Source organism: Rathayibacter sp. VKM Ac-2928, assembly GCF_022815545.1.
Lineage (GTDB): Bacteria > Actinomycetota > Actinomycetes > Actinomycetales > Microbacteriaceae > Rathayibacter > Rathayibacter festucae.
Genome location: NZ_JALGRU010000001.1, coordinates 174,265 through 193,367 on the forward strand (window position 1 = coordinate 174,265; position 19,103 = coordinate 193,367).

Sequence of the window (19,103 nt, forward strand, 5' to 3'; positions counted from 1 at the left end):
ACCCGCCTGCGCCGTACGGTGGCACGATGAGCCGGCAGAGCGAACTGTACGACCGCGTCGCCCACGAGGCGTCCGCGCAGGTGATCCGGCGCTACTCCACCTCCTTCGGCCTGGCGACCCGGCTGCTCGGCGCCGGCGTGCGCGAGCGCGTCGAGGACGTCTACGCGCTGGTGCGCGTGGCCGACGAGATCGTGGACGGGGTCGCCGAGGAGGCGCACCTCGATCGCGCCGCCGTCGAGGAGTCGCTCGACGCCTTCGAGGCCGAGACCGAGCGCGCGCTCGTCAGCGGCTACAGCGCGAACCTCGTGATCCACGCCTTCGCCCGGACCGCGCGGGCGACCGGCTTCGGCACCGAGCTCACCGCACCGTTCTTCGCCTCGATGCGCGCGGACCTCCGCGAGACGGTGCACACCCCCGAGTCGTTCGAGAGCTACGTCTACGGCTCGGCCGAGGTCGTCGGGCTGATGTGCCTGCACGTCTTCCTCGCCGCACCCGACGCGGGCCTCGTCTCGCCCGCCGCGCGCGAGCGCCTCGTCGCCGGCGCCCGTCGCCTGGGCTCCGCGTTCCAGAAGGTCAACTTCCTCCGCGACCTGGCCGCCGACGTCGACGGCCTCGGCCGCAGCTACTTCCCGGGCGTCGACCCGCGGGCGTTCTCGGAGACCGACAAGGCGGCCCTGCTCGCCGACCTCGACGACGACCTCGCCGCCGCCGGCGCGATCGTGCCGGAGCTGCCGCGCTCGAGCCGCCGCGCCGTGCTGCTCGCGCACTCCCTCTTCGCCGCCCTCGCCGACCGGATCCGCGTCACCCCGGCGGAGGAGCTCCTCCGAGCTCGAGTCAGCGTGCCGACCGCGACGAAGGCGGCGCTCGCCGCCCGGGCAGCGGTCTCGACCATCGGCCCGCGCCTGGGCACCGGCCCCGCCCGCGCCTCGCGCTCGGCGAGCGGCCCGCACCGCGCCGTCGTGATCGGCGGTGGCATCGGCGGCCTCGCCTCCGCCGGCCTGCTCGCCCGCGACGGCTGGGACGTCACGCTGCTCGAGCAGCGCGAGGTCGTCGGCGGCCGCGCCGGCTCCTGGGAGCGCGACGGCTTCCGCTTCGACACCGGCCCCTCCTGGTACCTGATGCCCGAGGTGTTCGACCACTTCTTCCGCCTGATGGGCACGAGCGCCGCCGAGCGCCTCGACCTCCAGCGCCTCGACCCGGGCTACCGGGTCTACAGCCAGGGCATCGAGGAGCCGATCGACGTGCTCGCCGATCTCGAGTCGAACCTCGCCCTGTTCGAGAGCATCGAGCCCGGCGCGGGGGCCCGGATGCGGGTCTACCTCGAGTCGGCCCGCGACACCTACGAGGTCGCCAAGCGCCGCTTCCTCTATACGAGCTTCGCGTCCTTCCTCCCGCTGCTGCGCCGCGACGTGCTCAGCCGCACCGGCCGGCTCGGCCGCCTCCTGCTCACCCCGCTCGACACCTTCGCGGCGACGGCGGTCACCGACAACCGGCTCCGGCAGATCCTCGGCTACCCGGCTGTCTTCCTCGGCTCCTCGCCGTTCGCGGCGCCGAGCATGTACCACCTGATGAGCCACCTCGACCTGGCCGACGGCGTGCTCTACCCGATGGGCGGCTTCACCCGCCTGATCGCGGCGGTCGCCGAGGTGGCGGAGGAGGCGGGCGTCACCGTCCGCACCTCCTCGCCCGCCACCCGCATCCTCACGACCCGCGCCCCGCGCGGCAGCCGGCGCGGTGCCGAGGTCGTCGGCGTCGAGTACGAGGGGCCGGAGGGGACGAGGCGGCTCCCGGCCGAGCTCGTCGTCAACGCCTCGGACCTCTTCACCACCGAGCAGTCGCTGCTGCCCGACGAGCTGCGCAGCTACCCGCCCGAGTACTGGGAGAACCGCGAGCCCGGCCCGAGCGCCGTGCTGGTGCTGCTCGGCGTCCGCGGCGCGCTGCCGCAGCTCGAGCACCACACGCTGCTGTTCACGAGCGACTGGCGCGAGAACTTCGGCCGGATCTTCGGCGAGAACCCCTCCGTCCCCGATCCCGCGTCGATCTACGTCTGCCGCCCGAGCGCGACCGACCCCGGCGTCGCTCCCGAGGGTCACGAGAACCTCTTCGTGCTCGTGCCGATCCCGGCCGACACCTCGATCGGCCACGGTGGCGTCGACGGCGCCGGCGACGCGCAGGTCGAGGCGATCGCGGACGCCGCGATCCGCCAGATCGCGACCTGGACCGGTGCCGAGGACCTCGCCGAGCGGATCGTGGTGCGCCGCACCATCGGCCCGGCCGACTTCGAGAGCGACCTCGGCGCCTGGCGCGGCTCGATGCTCGGACCGGCGCACATCCTCTCGCAGAGCGCGTTCTTCCGCTCCGGCAACGCCAGCGCGCACGTCGACGGGCTGCTCTTCGCGGGCAGCTCGACCATCCCGGGCATCGGCCTGCCGATGTGCGTGATCAGCGCCGAGGTGATGCTCAAGCGCGTGCGCGGCGACGTGTCGACGGAGCCGCTGCCGGTGCGCGAGGCGCCCTCGGCGCCGGTCGCTCCGAGCGTGGCTCCCGAGCCCGAGCCCGTGGCCGAGCCCGTGCCCGAGCCCGTGCCCGAGTCGGTCGCGGTCGCGGGGGAGTAGCGCGTGGGGGTTCTCTACCTGCTCGCGCTCGTCGTCTCGATCACCGGGATGGTCGTGCTCGACCGGCGCTTCGGCCTGTTCTTCTGGGCGGACGCCCGCCGTGCCGCGATCGTGCTCCCGGTCGGCGTCGCGTTCTTCCTGCTCTGGGACCTCGCCGGGATCGGCCTCGGCGTCTTCTTCCGCGGTGAGACGCCGTACATGACCGGGCTGCAGATCGCGCCGGAGCTGCCGATCGAGGAGGTCCTCTTCCTCACGCTGCTCTGCTACCTGTCGATGGACGTGCACGGGTTCCTCGCGAAGCGGGCGGAGGCGCGCGCGTGACCTACCTGCTCCTGAACGCGGTGTTCCTCGCGGCGGTCGCGGTGCTGCTCGTGGTCGCGCTCCGCCGCGGCCGGCTCCGGCTGCCCGCGCTGCTCGGCACCCTCGCCGTGCTGCTCGTGATGACCGCCGTCTTCGACAACATCATGATCGGCGTCGGGCTCCTCGTCGCCTACGACGACGACCTGATCTCCGGCATCCGGATCGGCGTCGCGCCGATCGAGGACTTCGCCTACGCGATCGCCGCCGCGCTCGCCCTGCCGGCGCTCTGGACCCTCCTGCCCGCCCGGCGCCGGAGCGCCCCGTGAAGCGGCTGCGCGCGCTGTTCGTCTCGAGCCGCCCGCTGAGCTGGGTCAACACCGCGTACCCGTTCGCCGCGGCCTACCTGCTGACCACCCGCGAGATCGACCTCGCCTTCGTGCTCGGCACCCTCTACTTCCTGATCCCCTACAACCTGGCGATGTACGGGATCAACGACGTCTTCGACTACGAGTCCGATCTGCGGAACCCCCGGAAGGGCGGCGTCGAGGGCGCGGTCCTCGATCGCAGCGAGCACCGCGCGACGCTCGTCGCGGCCGTGGCGACGAACGTCCCGTTCCTGATCGCGCTCGTGCTGCTCGGCTCGCCGCTCTCCTGGCTGGTGCTGGCGATCAGCGTCTTCGCCGTCATCGCCTACAGCGCGCCCGGGCTGCGCTTCAAGGAGCGGCCGTTCGTCGACTCGCTCACCTCGGCGACGCACTTCGTCAGCCCCGCGGTCTACGGCCTCGCGCTCGCGGGCACGACGGCGACGCCGGGTCTGTGGGCCCTGCTGGTCGCGTTCTTCCTCTGGGGGATCGCCAGCCACGCCTTCGGTGCGGTGCAGGACATCCTCGCCGACCGGGCCGGCGGCATCGGCTCGATCGCCACGGTGATCGGCGCGAAGGCGACGGTGCGCTTCGCGATCGGCGCCTACGTCGCCAGCGGGCTGCTCCTGCTGCTGCTGCCCTGGCCGGGAACCCTCGCCGCGCTGCTGGCGATCCCCTACGCGCTGAGCGTCTGGCCGTACCGCTCGCTGACCGACGAGCAGGCCGAGCGGGCGAACGCGGGCTGGAAGCGCTTCCTTGCTCTGAACTTCCTCACCGGGTTCCTGGTGACGCTGCTGCTGATCCTGTTCTGGCTCGCGACCTGATAGGAGCTGCTGATCAATCGCTCGTCCGGGCGGCGGCGGCCGGCGTCTTGACCGGCAGCAGCAGCGCGAGCCCCGCGGCCAGCACGACGACCAGCCCGAGGATGCCCCAGTACTGCACGTCGGCGTCGCCCGAGACGCCCGCGGCGATCGAGACGGCCGCGGCGAAGGCGGCCGGCGCGAGGAACGACGCCGCACGACCGGTCGTGGCGTAGAGACCGAAGATCTCGCCCTCGCGCCCCTCCGGGATCAGCCGGGAGAGGTAGCTGCGGCTCGCCGACTGCGCGGGGCCGACGAACAGGCACAGCAGCAGGCCGAAGACCCAGAACGCGGTCGCGCCGGCGTCGTGCAGGAGGAAGACGGCGCCGCCGCAGACGATCAGCCCGATCAGCGAGGCGACGATGACGGACTTGGGCCCGAGGCGGTCGTCGACGGCGCCGACGGCGATCGTCGCGACCCCGGCGACGATGTTCGCGGCGATCGCGAAGAGGATGACCTGGCCCGCGCTGAAGCCGAAGGTGCCCTGCGCGAGGACGCCGCCGAAGGTGAAGACGCCGGTCAGGCCGTCGCGGAAGACGGCGCTCGCGAGCAGGAAGGCGAGTGTCGTCGGGCTCTCGCGGCGGAGCGCCCCGATCTGGCGGAGGAGCGCGCGGTAGGACTCGAGGACGCTCACCCGCTCCCCGCCGCCGACCCGTCCCGGGAGCTCCGGCACCGCGAACAGCACCGGCAGTGCGAAGACGGCGAACCAGACACCGGCGAGGAGGATCGAGACGCGGACGTCGAGGCCGTCCTCGCCGGTGACGCCGAAGAGCCCGACCTCGGGGGAGATGAAGCCGAAGTAGAGGATCAGCAGGAGCGCGATGCCGCCGACGTAGCCCATGCCCCAGCCGAAGCCGGACACGCGACCGACGCTCGCCCGGGTGGAGACCTGGCTGAGCATCGCGTTGTAGTTGACGCTCGCGAACTCGAAGAAGACCGTGCCGACGGCGAGCAGGCCGAGCCCGAGCCAGAGGTAGGCCGGGTCGGGGCGGACGAGGAACATCAGCAGGATGCACGCGACGACGACCGCGGAGTGCAGGCCGAGCCAGCGGCGCCGGCTCCCGCCGAGGTCGGCGCGGCGACCGGTGACCGGGGCGATCACCGCGACGACGACACCGGCGCCCGCGAGGGTCCAGCCGAGCGCGGCCGAGACACCGCTCGGCGTGCCGAAGAGGCCGTCGGTGGTGAGGTAGACGGTGAAGACGAAGGTCGTGACGACGGCGTTGAAGGCGGCGCTGCCCCAGTCCCACAGCCCCCAGGCGAGGACGGGCCAGCGGCCGGTGCGGGGGCGGGGGGCGGTTCCGGCGGTCATGGACTCACCGTAGGGGGAGCCGGAGAACGGGAGGTAGCGTGACGTTTTCTGCAGCCTGAGAGTTGAGTCGAAGCGACTCAGGTTTTCAGCTCTCGACTTGACTCCCCGCGGCCCATGCGTAAACTTGAGCGTGCGGGGCTCAACTCCCGCGAACGACTTTCCCGCAGAAGATCCACCAGTGAGGGGCGGCCCGACGGCCGCCCGCGAAGGAGAAACACGCATATGTCCCGTGCCGTAGGCATCGACCTGGGAACCACCAACTCGGTCGTGGCCGTCCTCGAAGGTGGCGAGCCCACCGTCATCGCCAACGCCGAGGGCTTCCGCACCACCCCGTCCGTCGTCGCGTTCACCAAGGACGGCGAGGTGCTCGTCGGCGAGACCGCGAAGCGCCAGGCCGTGACGAACGTCGACCGAACCCTCGCCTCCGTCAAGCGCCACATGGGCACCGACTGGACCTTCGCCGTCGAGGACAAGAAGTACACGCCGCAGGAGATCTCGGCGCGCATCCTCGGCAAGCTCAAGCGCGACGCCGAGCAGTACCTGGGCGAGAAGGTGACCGACGCGGTCATCACCGTCCCGGCCTACTTCAACGACGCCGAGCGTCAGGCCACGAAGGACGCCGGCGAGATCGCCGGCCTGAACGTGCTCCGCATCATCAACGAGCCGACCGCCGCGGCGCTCGCCTACGGCCTCGACAAGGGCAAGGAGGACGAGCTCATCCTCGTCTTCGACCTCGGTGGCGGAACCTTCGACGTCTCCCTCCTCGAGGTGGGCAAGGACGACGACTTCTCCACCATCCAGGTCCGCGCGACCTCGGGTGACAACCGCCTCGGCGGCGACGACTGGGACCAGCGCGTCGTCGACTACCTGGTCAAGCGCTTCAAGGACTCGACCGGCGTCGACGTCTCGAAGGACAAGATCGCACGCCAGCGCCTCAAGGAGGCGGCGGAGCAGGCCAAGAAGGAGCTCTCCTCGAGCACCTCGACCAGCATCCAGCTGCCCTACCTCTCGCTCACCGAGAACGGCCCCGCGAACCTCGACGAGACGCTCACCCGCGCCAAGTTCGAGGAGCTCACGAACGACCTGATCGAGCGCACCCGCAAGCCGTTCACCGACGTCATCGCGGAGGCCGGTGTCAAGGTCGACGACATCGCGCACGTCGTGCTCGTCGGCGGCTCGACCCGCATGCCGGCCGTGGCCGAGCTCGTCAAGAAGCTCACCGGCGGCAAGGAGCCCAACAAGGGCGTCAACCCGGACGAGGTCGTCGCCGTCGGCGCCGCGCTGCAGGCCGGCGTCCTCAAGGGCGAGCGCAAGGACGTCCTGCTCATCGACGTCACCCCGCTCTCCCTCGGCATCGAGACCAAGGGAGGGATCATGACCAAGCTCATCGAGCGCAACACGGCCATCCCGACCAAGCGGTCCGAGACCTTCACCACGGCCGACGACAACCAGCCGTCCGTCGCGATCCAGGTCTTCCAGGGCGAGCGCGAGTTCACCCGCGACAACAAGAACCTGGGTACCTTCGAGCTGACCGGCATCGCGCCGGCGCCGCGCGGCATCCCGCAGGTCGAGGTCACCTTCGACATCGACGCCAACGGCATCGTGCACGTGTCCGCCAAGGACAAGGGCACCGGCAAGGAGCAGTCGATGACGATCACCGGCGGCTCGTCGCTGCCCAAGGACGACATCGACCGCATGGTGCGCGAGGCCGAGGAGCACGCCTCCGAGGACAAGGCCCGCCGTGAGGCCGCCGAGGTCCGCAACAACGCCGAGACCCTCGCCTACTCGATCGACAAGCTGATCAAGGAGAACGAGGACAAGCTGCCCGAGGACGTCAAGACCGAGGTCCAGGGCGACGTCGACGCGCTGAAGACCGCGCTCGCCGGCGACGACGACGCGGCCGTCAAGACCGCGTTCGACGCCCTCAACGCCTCGCAGACCAAGATCGGCCAGGCCATCTACTCGCAGGACCAGGCCGCGCAGAGCGCTCCGCAGGACGCGCCGGCCGAGGACGAGAAGAAGGACGACGAGGACATCGTCGACGCCGAGGTCATCGACGAGGACGAGCCGAAGGACACGAAGTAGCGATGGGGAAGCACAACCAGGAGCCGGACAACGGCGTGCCCGAGGACGAGCCGACCAGCGGAGCCGAGGCGGCCGAGTCCGCCCAGGACACCGAGGGCCTGATCGAGGCCGAGGGTCCCGACGTCGAGACGACGCTCTCCGACGCCGACCTCTCGTTCCTCTCCGGTCAGTCCGACGCCGAGACGCTCGCGGCCGAGCACCTCGCCGACCTCCAGCGGGTCACCGCGGAGTACGCGAACTACCGCAAGCGCACCGAGTCGAACCGCCAGGTCGACAAGGAGCGGGCGATCGGCGACGCGGTGAAGGTCATCCTCCCCGTGCTCGACGACATCGACCGCGCCGAGAAGCACGGCGACCTCGCCGAGGGCGGTCCGTTCACCGCCATCGCGCAGAAGCTGCGCGGCGGCATCGAGAAGCTCGGGCTGGTGAAGACGGGCGCCGTGGGCGACCTGTTCGACCCGAACATCCACGAGGCGATCTTCCAGCAGCCCACTCCCGGCGCCGAGACCTCCACGGTCGCGGACGTCGTCGAGTCGGGCTACTACCTCGGCGGCTCGCTGCTGCGCGCCGCCAAGGTGGTCGTCGCGGTCCCCGCCGACTGACCCGCCTCCCGCACCACTGCGGAGCCTCCGCTCCCGAGCAGGGGCCGTCCCGAGCACGGGCGGCCCCTGCCGGGGGGCGGGGGCCGCGCACCACGACGCAGGCCGCAGGACGGCACCGGGCCCCACGACGACCCGGGCCGCAGGACGGCACAGGCCGCACTACCGAGAAGAAAGAGGCGCATGGCCAGCCAGGATTGGTTCGACAAGGACTTCTACAAGATCCTCGGTGTCTCGAAGGACGTCTCCGCGGCGGACCTGAAGAAGACCTACCGCAAGCTCGCCCGGCAGTTCCACCCCGACTCCAACCCGGGGGACGCGAAGGCCGAGGCGCGCTTCAAGGAGATCAGCGAGGCGTACACCGTCCTCTCCGACGCCGAGCACCGCAAGGAGTACGACCAGATCCGCGCCATGGGCTCCGGCGCCCGCTTCACGGCCGGCGGCCAGCCCGGCGGCTTCGACGACGTCTTCGGCAACGTCTTCAACCAGGGTGGCGGCGGCCGCACCTCGTACAGCACCCAGCAGGGTCCGCCCGCCGGCTTCGAGGACATCCTCGGCGGCATGTTCGGCAACGCGGGCGGCGGCCGCTTCGGCCAGCCCAGCGGCGGATTCCGCGGCTTCGGCGGCCCGCAGAAGGGCGCCGACGTCACTGCCAGCACCACCATCGACTTCCGCACCGCCACCCAGGGCGACACCGTGCAGCTGCAGACCGGCGAGGGCCGCGCGCTCTCGGTCCGGATCCCGGCCGGGGTCGCCGACCAGCAGAAGATCCGCGTCCGCGGCAAGGGCCGCCCGAGCCCCGACGGCGGCGAGCCCGGGGATCTCGTGCTCACCGTCGCGGTGCGCAAGCATCCGGTCTTCGAGCGCGACGGCCTGAACCTGCGCGTCACCGTCCCCGTCACCTTCGTCGAGGCCGTCTTCGGCGCGACGATCGAGGTGCCGACCCTCGGCGGCGACCCGGTCAAGCTCCGCGTCGCGCCCGGCACGCCGAGCGGCCGCGTGCTGCGGGTCAAGGGCCGCGGCGTCGCGACCGGCAAGGGCACGGGCGACCTGCTCGCCGAGATCCAGGTCGCGGTGCCCGACCACCTGTCCGGCGCGGCGCGCGACGCCCTCGAGGCCTACGCGGCCGCCGAGCCGTCGGACAACCCGCGGGACGACATCCTGGAGAAGGCCCGCTACTAGCGCGGTCCGGTAGGAGCGCTGCCCGGTCCCGTGCGGGCCGGCCGGAGAGGAGGAGACGTGGACGAGAGCACCCCGGTGTTCGCGATCGCGGTCGCCGCCGACCTCGCCGGCATGCATCCGCAGACCCTGCGGCAGTACGACCGGCTGGGCCTCGTGCGGCCGACCCGGACGGCCGGCAAGTCCCGCCGGTACTCGATGCGCGACGTCGTGCAGCTGCGCGAGGTCGCCCGGCTCTCCTCCGAGGGTGTCTCGCTCGAGGGCATCGCGCGCATCCTCCAGCTCGAGAACCAGGTGCTCTCGCTGTCGCAGCGGGTGCGCGAGCTGGAGTCCGCGCTGGCCGACGAGCTGCTCAACCGTCCCGGCCGCCGGGTCTTCGCCGCGGGCCTCGAGGGCGACGTCGTCACCCTCCGGCACGGCACGCGCGCGCAGCGGCGGACCGAGCTCGTGGTCTGGCGGCCGCTTCCGCGCGGTGCCGACGGGGATGCCGACACCCCCTGAACAGGGCTAGCCTGACGGGGTGCTCGGGACGGACCGGGCCGCTGAGAGGGCACCATGACTCAGGACGACCGCGGCGACGATGCCGCGACGCCGGACGCCGAGACTTCCGACTACAGCCGCGAGGACTACGCGATCCACGCGACCCGGAGCGAGCTGCCGCTCTTCGCGGACGCCGTCGCCGACCGGCGCAACGACTCCGACTGGCTGTCCTCGCTCTCGGGTGTCCTCGGCGGCACCGAGAAGGACACCGCCGCGGCCGCCGCGCAGGCGGCGCTCGAGCGCCGCGCGCGCCGGACCGACGGCGCCTGACCCACCTGCTGCGGCCGGCGGGTCTCGATACGCCCCTGCGGGGCTACTCGACCAGCAGGTGAAGGCGAGGGCCGCCGGCTACTTGCGGGCCGGGATGCGCAGGGGTGCCGGGGCGCCGAGGCGGCCGCCGCTGAGCCGCTGCAGGATCTCGGAGCCGAAGGGCACGGCTCCGACGAGACGGCGCGCGTCGACGTGCTCCTCGTCGGAGTAGCTCACGAGCACGTAGACGCCGACGACGACGATCGCGGCGATGGTGGCGACGCGGACCGGGATCTGGTCGACCGCGCCGCCTCCGCCGTCGACCGGCTCGGCGAGCGTGACGCACATCAGGAAGACCGTCGCGTAGACCGCCAGGTGCCGGTGGGTGCTGCGCCAGGGCCGTGAGAGCGCGGCGATCGGCAGGATCCACAGTGCGTACCACGGGTGGATGGCGGTCGACGCGGTGACGAAGGCCAGCAGCGCGCCGGTCAGGCGGGCGAGCGGGTCGATCGCCCGTCGCGACAGCATCAGTGCACCGGCGATCAGCCCGGCGGCGAGCAGGGCGAGCATCTTCACCACGGCGATCGCCGTCGCCGGGTCGTGGCCGGTCATCTGCACGGCCGTGGAGACCGCGACGACGACCGCGGACATCGGCGCGTACCAGTGCAGGATCGAGCCGGGCACGATCATCGCGCCGATCCAGCCCACGCCCACGCCCGCGGCGAGGCCGATCGCGACCACGACGGCGAGCGCGCCGGCGCCGCTCCAGGCCCAGGCGCGGATCCGCTCGCGCAGCGTCGCGTCGTGGCGGAGCCAGAGCAGCGCGAGCACCGGCAGTGCGATGACCGCCACCGGCTTGACCGCGATCGCCGCCCCCATCAGCAGCACCGCCGCCACCCGGCGGTCGGTGTGCCCGTAGTAGAGCGAGGCGAGGATCAGCGCGATCATCACCGAGTCGTTGTGCCCGGCGACGACGAAGAGGACGAGGGTGAGCGGGTTGGCGACGAGGCTCCAGGCGGTGAGCGGGACGGACAGCCCGCGCAGCCGGGCGAGCCGGAGCGCGTAGACGGCGCTGACCGCGACCCCGGCGACGGAGAGCGCCCGGAGCATCGCGATCGAGAGCTCGGGGAAGGTCCAGCCGGCGACGTGCACGGCGGTCTGCTCGGCGAGCAGGTAGAGCGGGCCGTAGGGCGTCGGGGTGTCGGCCCAGCGCGGATCGACGCCGAGGGCGAACCAGCCGGGGAGGGTGGCGACCCCGCTGGAGTACGGGTTCACGCCGGCCGTCATCAGCCGGCCCTGCGCGACGTAGGAGAACATGTCGCGGCTGAACAGCGGGACGGCGAGCAGCAGGGGAGCGGCCCAGGCCAGCGCGGCGACCAGGATCGCCCGGACCGAGCCGGGCCGGTCGTCCAGCGCGACCGCGCGCAGGCGCAGCCAGGCGACGAGCAGCAGGATCCCGCCGCCGACGACGGCGACGACGCCGAGCTCGGTGGCGCCGGCGGAGGCGCGCAGTGCCGCGATCAGCGGCCAGCTCCGGATCGGCGAGTCGAGCGGCAGGTAGCCGACCGCGAGGGAGCCCGCGAGGATCGCGAGCGAGCCGATCAGCCCGACCGCCAGGGGCGCCGCCGTCGACAGCAGCGGCGCGCGCAGGCGGATGCCCTGCGTCCGGACCTCGTTCGGTCGTCGTGTCGTCCCCCGAGTCACCATCCCGGCCACGCTAGGGGACTCGAATCGGAAAGCGGTGGACAGGCGGTGAACGGTTGACCAGCGGACTCTCAGGCGTTAGCGGTGTCCGGCGCGGCCTCGGCGAAGCGGATCTGGTTGCCGAACGGATCGATCAGATCGAGCGCGAAGCCGAACGGCGACCGGGTGATCCGCGGATTCAGGTACGGGTACTCCTTCGAGTCGAGCTCGGCGTGCAGCTCGCGCACCCCGCGCAGGGCCACGTGCACCGCCGCTCCGGGACTCCCGTCGCGGTGGTGCTCGCTCAAGTGCAGCCGCAGACCGGACCTCGAGACCTGCAGGTAGAGCGGTGCGTCGCGCGAGGCGCGGTGCTCCCAATCGACGGTGAAGCCGAGGTAGTCGACGTAGAACTCGCCCGCCTTCGCGACGGAGAAGATCCTCAGGATCGGCACAGCCGCCTCCAGCCGGACCGCTTCCAGGCGCGGAACGTCGCCTCCGGTCGGATGGTCTCTGGCGCGTCGTCTCGTCTCCACGCCACGAGGCTAGCCGCCTGCGCGAGGGCCGCTCGCCAGCGTCGTCGGCCGACGCCGCTCCGCTCAGTCGAGGAGGCCCCGCTCAGTCGATGAGGTCCAGGGCGCGCAGCCGCGCGAGCGTGTCGACCCCGGCGGGCGGGCAGCGGTGCGCGTCGGCGCCGGTGATCCAGTGCAGCGCGTCGATCTCGCCGCTCGCGCGCGGCTCGCCGGCGAGCTCCGCGGCGAAGACGGTCATGTGCACCTCCCGCCCCTCCGGCTCGCCGTGCGCCTGGGTGCGGACGGTGAAGAGCTCGCGCAGGGCCGTGGGCGCGGTGCCGAGCTCCTCCTCCGTCTCGCGCGCCGCCGCCTCGGCGCTCGTCTCGCCCGGGTCGACCTTGCCGCCCGGGAGGTAGACGACGTCGCGTCCGCGGGCCGTCACCATCAGCACGCGGCGCTCGCGCAGGACGGCGACCGCGGAGACGACGAGGGGAGGGAGGCTGCTCATCCCGCCATCATGCCCGCGGACGGACCCCGCCGCGGTCGGCCGCCGGGCCCGCGGCTACCATGGACGCACACCAGAAGGACGCGCGCAGCCGGCGCGCGCCAGGGCCCCGTGCGCCCGAACAGCTAGGAGCTCCCCGTGGCAGAACCCACCACCCTCGACAAGGTCGTCACCCTCGCCCAGCACCGGGGGTTCGTCTTCCCCTCCGGCGAGATCTACGGGGGCACCCGCTCCGCCTGGGACTACGGCCCCCTCGGTGTCGAGCTCAAGGAGAACATCAAGCGCCAGTGGTGGAAGGCGTTCGTGCAGGGCCGCGGCGACGTCGTCGGCCTCGACTCGGCCGTGATCCTGCCGACCGCGATCTGGAGCGCCTCCGGTCACGTCGGGGTCTTCTCCGACCCGCTGACCGAGTCGCTGATCACCCACAAGCGCTACCGCGCCGACCACCTCTTCGAGAAGTACGAGGAGGTCAACGGGCACGCCCCCGAGAACGGCCTCGCCGACATCCCGGACCCGGAGCACCCCGACAAGATCGGCCAGTGGACCGAGATCAAGCAGTTCTCCGGGCTGATGAAGACCTACCTCGGCGTCGTCGACGACGAGTCGGGGCTGCACTACCTCCGCCCCGAGACCGCGCAGGGCATCTTCACCAACTTCGCCAACGTGCTGCAGAGCGCGCGGAAGAAGCCGCCGTTCGGCATCGGCCAGATCGGCAAGGCGTTCCGCAACGAGATCACCCCCGGCAACTTCATCTTCCGCACCCGCGAGTTCGAGCAGATGGAGCTCGAGTTCTTCGTCGAGCCCGGCACGGACGAGGAGTGGCAGGAGACCTGGATGCAGCTGGCCTGGGACTGGTTCGTCGACCTCGGGATCTCGCCCGAGAACATCCGCCAGTTCGAGCACCCGAAGGACAAGCTCTCCCACTACTCCAAGCGCACCGTCGACATCGAGTACCGCTTCAGCTTCGCGTCGGGCGAGTGGGGCGAGCTGATGGGGGTCGCGAACCGCACCGACTTCGACCTCAAGACGCACATGGAGCACTCCGGCAAGGACCTCTCCTTCTTCGACCAGACGAGGAACGAGCGCTTCGTGCCGTTCGTGATCGAGCCGTCCTTCGGCCTGACCCGCGCGCTGATGGCGTTCCTCGTCGACGCCTACGAGGAGCAGGAGCTGCCGCCGAACGCGAAGGGCAAGGTCGAGACGCGCACCGTGCTGCACCTCGACCCGCGTCTCGCGCCGGTGAAGGTCGCCGTGCTGCCGCTCTCGCGCAACGAGGCCCTCTCGCCGCTCGCCCGCGAGGTCGCCGACCGGCTCCGCGCGCTCTGGAACGTCGACTTCGACGACTCCGGCGCGATCGGCCGACGCTACCGCCGCCAGGACGAGATCGGCACGCCCTACTGCGTGACCATCGACTTCGACTCGCTCGAGGACAACGCGGTGACCGTGCGCGACCGCGACACCATGAAGCAGGAGCGCATCCCGCTCGACCAGCTGGAGACCCACCTCTTCACGGGCCTGCGCGGCGCCTGACCCTTCTCGCGAGAGGCCACTTGTGCACGCCTTCCACGGCGTGTCGCGTGCACAAGTGGCATCTCGCGGAGGGCGTCAGCGCTCGCGGGCGAGGAGGGCGTAGACGAGGGTCGAGGTCCACTCGCCCTTGCAGAACTCGTCGTCGAGGTGGTGCGCCTCGAGGCGCAGGCCGAGTCGCTCGCAGAGGCGGGCGGAGGCGGTGTTGCGCGCGTCGAGCTGTGCGACGATCCGGTGGGCGCCGAGCCGGTCGAACGACAGCTCGATCAGGGCGCGGGCGGCCTCCGTCGCGAAGCCCTGCCCCTGCGCCTCCGGGTGCAGGACCCAGCCGATCTCGACGCCGGCCTGCTCCGTCGAGGTCGCGATCAGCGTGAGATCCCCGACGACCCGGCCGGCGAGCGGCCCGGAGCGCGGCACGATCGCGAGCACGACGACGTCGCCGTCGGCCGCGAGCCGGTCCGACGGCAGCCGGACGGCCAGGTGCGCGCGCGACTCCTCGGGGGTCCGCACCGGCCAGCGCAGATAGCGGACGGCCTCCGGGTCGCCCTGGTAGCGGGCGTGGTCCTCGGCGTCGTCGAGCGAGAGCGGACGCAGCAGCAGCCGCTCCGTCTCGATCGGCTCCGCCTCGTACGGGAGCCGGAGCGGCGTCACGCCGAGGCCGCGGACGCGCCGCCGGCCTCGAGCGGGCGGGCGGCGGTGCGCTCGGCCGGCACCTCGATGCCGAACAGCGCCTCGAGGCCGGTGAGGTACGCCTCCTGCTCGCCGGCGCGGGCATAGTCCCGGGCGCGGACGCTCGGGGTGTGCAGCAGCACGCCGGCCAGGTGCCGCAGCGCCTGCTCGGTGCGGCCGTCCTCGTCGCCGCGGGAGCGGGCGCGCTCGATCTCGGCGTCGAGCGCGTCGAAGACGTGGGCGCGGAGGGCGACCACGGCGGGGGTGAGGCTCTTCTCGTCGGCGACGTCGGAGAACTTGCGGACGGCCTTGTCGACCAGGGCGCGCGCCTGGGTCGACGCGTCGAGCACGTCGAGCGGGGCGTGCAGGCTGATCGTCTCGAGGTCGAGCAGCTCGACGCCGGTCACGGTGGTGACGTCGGCGGCGACGTTGCGGGGGAGGCCGAGGTCGATGATCAGCTGGCGCTCGCGGGAGAAGCCGCGCAGGCGTCCCTCCGCGAGGATCGCCGCGTCGAGGACGGGCTCCTGAGTGGTGGTGCAGGTGATGACGACGTCGGCGGCGACGGCCTCGGTCGCCAGCTCGGCGCCGTCGATCGGGCGCAGCGCGCGGCGGGTCGCGAAGCCCTCGGCGCGGCCGGAGGGGGAGTGGACGGCGATCTCGAGCACGCCGCGGTCCCGCAGCGCGGCGACGGTCGCGCGGGCGTAGCTGCCGGTGCCGATCAGCAGCACCCGGGCGGCGCGCCAGTCGGTGATGCGGCTGGAGGCGAGGTCGAGGGCGAGGCGCACGATCGAGCGGCCGGCGCTGCCGAGGCCGGTGCGGTTCTTGATCCCGCGCGAGGTCTGCGAGGCGCGCTGGAAGAGGCGCTCGAGCTCGGAGGAGGTGGTGCCGAGGCGGCGGGCCTCCTCGAGCGAGCGACGGACCTGGCCGGCGATCTCGCCCTCGCCGACGACGACGGACTCGAGCCCGCTGGAGACGGCGAAGAGGTGCTCGGCGACGCGGTCGCCCGAGACGACGGTGACCGAGCTGCGCAGCTCCTCCTGCTCGACGCCGGTCGCGGCGCTCACCGCGGCGGTGGCGGCCTCGACGGTCACGGCCTGCGCGGCGGTGAGCGGCTCGTCGATGTCGAGGTAGGCCTCGAAGCGGTTGCAGGTGGCGACGACCACGGCACCCGAGACGAAGTCGATGCCGTCCGAGAGCGCCGACGCGACGGCGGAGGAGTCGACGGAGAGCTTCTCGAGGAGATCGAAGCTGGCGTTCTTGTGCGACGCCGTCAGACACAGAAGCACCAGGGCAGTCTACCCGGGGCGTCCGGGGGTCGGCCGCGGTCCTGGGGAAGACTGCACGAATGCTCCCGGATCAGCGGGGCCTGGAATAATGCCGCGGTGACCTCCCCCATCGCCGGCCTGCTCGATCCGCTGCACCCGCTCGCCTCCGGGCGCACGGCCGACTCCTCCCTCCTGCGGGCCTACCGCTCCGATCGACCGGAGTCGACGCCCGTCTGGTTCATGCGCCAGGCCGGTCGCAGCCTGCCCGAGTACCGGGCGCTGCGCACCGACACCCAGATGCTCGACGCCTGCCTCGACCCGGCGCTCGCGAGCGAGATCACCCTGCAGCCGATCCGCCGTCACGGCGTGGACGCGGCGATCTTCTTCAGCGACATCGTCATCCCGCTGCGCCTCGCGGGCGTGGCGGTCGACATCGTCCCCGGGCGCGGACCCGTTCTCGAGAAGGCGGTGCGCACCGCCGCGGACGTCGACGAGCTGGTCGCGCTCGATCCGGCCCTGCTCGACGAGACGCTCGAGCCGATCCGCGAGGGCGTCCGCCGCACGGTCGAGGGTCTGCGGGAGATCGGCGAGGGCGGGACGCCGCTGATCGGCTTCGCCGGCGCCCCCTTCACCCTCGCGGCCTACCTCGTGGAGGGCGGGCCGTCCAAGGACCACATCCGCGCCCGCACCCTGATGCACGCCGACCCGGAGGCCTGGGCCCGGCTGATGGAGTGGACCGCCGAGGTCACCGGCCGCTTCCTCCGCGCGCAGGTGCTGGCCGGGGCGAGCGCCGCGCAGCTCTTCGACTCCTGGGCCGGCGCGCTGTCCCTCGCCGACTACACGGCGCACGTGGCTCCCGCCTCCTCGCGGGCGCTGACCCACGTGCGCGACCTGGCCTACGACCACGGCGAGATCCGCCGGAACGTGCCGATCGTGCACTTCGGTGTCGGCACCGGCGAGCTGCTCGGCGCGATGCACGGGATCGGCGCGGACGTCGTCGGCGTCGACTACCGGATCCCGCTCGACGAGGCGAACCACCGGCTCGGCGGCTTCGTCCCGGTGCAGGGCAACGTCGACCCGGCGCTGCTCTCCGCCCCGTGGGAGGTGCTGGCCGGGCACGTCGACGACGTCCTCCGCCGCGGCACCAGCGCGCCCGCGCACGTGCTCAACCTCGGCCACGGCGTGCCGCCCGAGACCGACCCCGACGTGCTGACGCGCCTGGTCGCGCACGTGCACGCCTGGCGGCCATGACGGAGGGGAACAGCACCGAGGGGCACGGCACCGGGGCCGGCGCCGACTACGACGTCGCGGTCGTCGGCGGGGGAGTGGCGGGGCTCGCCGCCGCCGCCGAGTGCCTGCGGATCGGCCTGCGCGTGGTGGTGCTCGAGGCGGGCGACGCGGTCGGCGGCTCGGTCGCCCCGCTCGAGATCGCCGGAGCCGTCCTCGACGCCGGCGCCGAGAGCTTCGCCACCCGCGGCGGTCACGTCGAGAAGGCGCTCGCCGCGCTCACCCTCGACGGCCGGCCGCTCGCCGAGTCGATCGTCGAGCCGCGGACCGGCGGATCCTGGCTGCACCTCGCGGGCGGGCGCTCCGTCCCCTCGCCGCGCGCCGGGATCCTCGGCATCCCCGGCACCCCGCTCGCACCCGACGTCGTCCGCGCGATCGGCCGCCGCGGCGCCGCGCGCGCCTGGCTCGACGCCGTGATGCCGGTGCTGCGGATCGGCCGGGCCCACTCCCTCGCCGAGCTGGTGCGCACCCGGATGGGGCAGCGGGTCCTGGACGATCTCGTGGCGCCCGTCGTCTCCGGCGTCTACTCCAGCCGCCCCGAGGACATCGACGTCGACGCGGCGGCCCCCGGGCTGAACGGGGCGATCACCCGGGCGGGCTCGCTCGCCGGCGCGGTCGCCGCCCTGCGCGCGAACCTCCCGGCCGGCGTGGCCGTCCGCGGGATCGACGGCGGGATGCACCGGCTGGTCGCCGCGCTCGTCGAGCGGATCGACTACCTCTCCGGCGAGATCCGGGTGCGGACCGGCGTGACCCGGCTCGAGGGCGACGGCGAGCCGTTCCTGCTCACCCTCGGCGACGGCGCGGTGCTCAGCGCCCGCGCGGTAATCGTTGCGACGCCGGAGCGCGACGCGCGCGAGCTGCTCGCCGGGATCGTCCCCGCCGTGCGCGACGAGGCGGCCGAGGTGCTGCACGACTCCGTCGAGCTGGTCACCCTCGTCGTCGACGACGCCCGCCTGGACGCCGCCCCGCGCGGCTCCGGCGTGCTCGTCGCGCCGACCGCCCGGGACGTCACGGCGAAGGCGATCACCCACGCCACCGCGAAGTGGGCCTGGCTGGCGGCCGGCCTGCCCGCGGGTCGGCACGTCCTCCGCCTCTCCTACGGGCGCCCGGGCGAGCATCCGCCGCTGGAGGGCGCGAGCGACGCCGAGGCGGCCGCGACCGCCCTGCGCGACGCGTCGATCCTGCTGGGGATCGAGCTCGACCCGGCGACCCTCGTCGACTCGGCCCGGGTGCGCTGGGCGAACGTCCGCCCGGCCGCGGCGCTCGGCCGCCGCGCGCACCTGGAGGCCTTCCGCGCGGCGCTCGCCCCGGTCGCCGGGATCGCCGTCACCGGCACCTGGCTCGCGGGGACCGGGCTGGCCTCGGTGCTCCCGCACGCCGCCGAGACCGCCGCTCTTATCCGCCGCCGACTGGTGCGTCAAGGCGTCGGCATACCGCGCGAAGAATATGACGGCGACGGCTACTCTGGGTCGGAGGCTCCCGCATGACTGCGGCGTGCCCCGACACGAGTGGTCATCGACCGCGTGAACGAGCCGCGAGAGCGGCCCAGGACGAGGA

The 19,103-nt window shown here is 72.8% G+C and carries 18 protein-coding genes; 12 read left to right on the forward strand and 6 right to left on the reverse strand.

The annotated features are described in order from the left end of the window. Nucleotides 1-26 precede the first annotated feature (26 nt). From crtI to MT350_RS00815, 4 genes are read left to right on the forward strand one after another with little or no spacing between them, the layout of a single operon-like run. A complete protein-coding gene (crtI, locus tag MT350_RS00800; RefSeq protein WP_308197454.1) occupies nt 27-2,615 on the forward strand; it encodes a phytoene desaturase family protein in 2,589 nt (862 codons plus the stop codon). Nucleotides 2,616-2,618: 3 nt separating this feature from the next. Further along, nucleotides 2,619-2,936: a lycopene cyclase domain-containing protein gene (locus MT350_RS00805; RefSeq protein WP_243600431.1), complete on the forward strand. Its 318-nt coding sequence runs from the start codon at nt 2,619-2,621 to the stop codon at nt 2,934-2,936. Then, nucleotides 2,933-3,241: a lycopene cyclase domain-containing protein gene (locus tag MT350_RS00810; protein WP_127888373.1), complete on the forward strand. Its 309-nt coding sequence runs from the start codon at nt 2,933-2,935 to the stop codon at nt 3,239-3,241. The genes MT350_RS00805 and MT350_RS00810 overlap by 4 nt, the downstream gene beginning before the upstream one ends. Beyond that, nucleotides 3,238-4,101, forward strand: a complete 864-nt coding sequence (locus tag MT350_RS00815) for a prenyltransferase (RefSeq protein ID WP_243600432.1) — start codon at nt 3,238-3,240, stop codon at nt 4,099-4,101. The genes MT350_RS00810 and MT350_RS00815 overlap by 4 nt, the downstream gene beginning before the upstream one ends. A gap of 13 nt (nt 4,102-4,114) precedes the next feature. Here the strand turns inward: MT350_RS00815 and MT350_RS00820 are convergent, their stop codons facing one another. After that, nucleotides 4,115-5,449, reverse strand: a complete 1,335-nt coding sequence (locus tag MT350_RS00820) for an MFS transporter (RefSeq protein ID WP_243615238.1) — start codon at nt 5,447-5,449, stop codon at nt 4,115-4,117. 222 nt (nt 5,450-5,671) lie between these two features. On the opposite strand from MT350_RS00820, the gene dnaK reads away from it, so the two are divergent. The 5 genes from dnaK to MT350_RS00845 all read left to right on the forward strand — a co-directional run bounded on the left by dnaK (nt 5,672) and on the right by MT350_RS00845 (nt 10,122). Next, nucleotides 5,672-7,534, forward strand: coding sequence for a molecular chaperone DnaK (dnaK, locus tag MT350_RS00825; RefSeq protein WP_123444861.1), 1,863 nt, complete (start codon nt 5,672-5,674; stop codon nt 7,532-7,534). Between the two features lie 2 nt (nt 7,535-7,536). Beyond that, nucleotides 7,537-8,136, forward strand: coding sequence for a nucleotide exchange factor GrpE (locus MT350_RS00830; protein WP_123444862.1), 600 nt, complete (start codon nt 7,537-7,539; stop codon nt 8,134-8,136). Nucleotides 8,137-8,316: 180 nt separating this feature from the next. Beyond that, entirely contained in the window at nt 8,317-9,315 is a 999-nt protein-coding gene (locus tag MT350_RS00835; protein ID WP_123444863.1) for a DnaJ C-terminal domain-containing protein, read from the forward strand. 57 nt (nt 9,316-9,372) lie between these two features. Then, the gene (locus MT350_RS00840) at nt 9,373-9,813 is read left to right on the forward strand and encodes a heat shock protein transcriptional repressor HspR (RefSeq protein ID WP_123734887.1); all 441 of its coding nucleotides are present in this window, start codon (nt 9,373-9,375) and stop codon (nt 9,811-9,813) included. Nucleotides 9,814-9,867: 54 nt separating this feature from the next. After that, nucleotides 9,868-10,122: a hypothetical protein gene (locus MT350_RS00845; RefSeq protein WP_243615239.1), complete on the forward strand. Its 255-nt coding sequence runs from the start codon at nt 9,868-9,870 to the stop codon at nt 10,120-10,122. A gap of 78 nt (nt 10,123-10,200) precedes the next feature. Here MT350_RS00845 and mptB read toward each other — a convergent pair whose 3' ends face one another. From mptB to MT350_RS00860, 3 genes are all read right to left on the reverse strand, one after another. Further along, nucleotides 10,201-11,808: a polyprenol phosphomannose-dependent alpha 1,6 mannosyltransferase MptB gene (mptB, locus tag MT350_RS00850; protein WP_243615240.1), complete on the reverse strand. Its 1,608-nt coding sequence runs from the start codon at nt 11,806-11,808 to the stop codon at nt 10,201-10,203. Between the two features lie 68 nt (nt 11,809-11,876). Continuing rightward, nucleotides 11,877-12,317: a glyoxalase superfamily protein gene (locus tag MT350_RS00855; RefSeq protein ID WP_308197423.1), complete on the reverse strand. Its 441-nt coding sequence runs from the start codon at nt 12,315-12,317 to the stop codon at nt 11,877-11,879. A gap of 82 nt (nt 12,318-12,399) precedes the next feature. Next, nucleotides 12,400-12,801: an NUDIX domain-containing protein gene (locus tag MT350_RS00860; RefSeq protein WP_123734890.1), complete on the reverse strand. Its 402-nt coding sequence runs from the start codon at nt 12,799-12,801 to the stop codon at nt 12,400-12,402. A 135-nt stretch (nt 12,802-12,936) separates the two neighbouring features. On the opposite strand from MT350_RS00860, the gene MT350_RS00865 reads away from it, so the two are divergent. Beyond that, the gene (locus MT350_RS00865) at nt 12,937-14,328 is read left to right on the forward strand and encodes a glycine--tRNA ligase (RefSeq protein WP_243615241.1); all 1,392 of its coding nucleotides are present in this window, start codon (nt 12,937-12,939) and stop codon (nt 14,326-14,328) included. Between the two features lie 75 nt (nt 14,329-14,403). Here MT350_RS00865 and MT350_RS00870 read toward each other — a convergent pair whose 3' ends face one another. Continuing rightward, entirely contained in the window at nt 14,404-14,976 is a 573-nt protein-coding gene (locus tag MT350_RS00870; RefSeq protein ID WP_243600439.1) for a GNAT family N-acetyltransferase, read from the reverse strand. Beyond that, nucleotides 14,973-16,280 (reverse strand): glutamyl-tRNA reductase, encoded by a 1,308-nt coding sequence (locus tag MT350_RS00875; protein ID WP_243600440.1) that lies wholly within the window; start codon nt 16,278-16,280, stop codon nt 14,973-14,975. The genes MT350_RS00870 and MT350_RS00875 overlap by 4 nt, the downstream gene beginning before the upstream one ends. Before the next feature lie 96 nt (nt 16,281-16,376). On the opposite strand from MT350_RS00875, the gene hemE reads away from it, so the two are divergent. Then, on the forward strand, nt 16,377-17,510 hold the full coding sequence (gene hemE / locus MT350_RS00880; protein WP_243615242.1) for a uroporphyrinogen decarboxylase: 1,134 nt from the start codon (nt 16,377-16,379) through the stop codon (nt 17,508-17,510). Next, entirely contained in the window at nt 17,507-19,033 is a 1,527-nt protein-coding gene (locus tag MT350_RS00885; RefSeq protein ID WP_243615243.1) for an NAD(P)/FAD-dependent oxidoreductase, read from the forward strand. The genes hemE and MT350_RS00885 overlap by 4 nt, the downstream gene beginning before the upstream one ends. Nucleotides 19,034-19,103 lie beyond the last annotated feature (70 nt).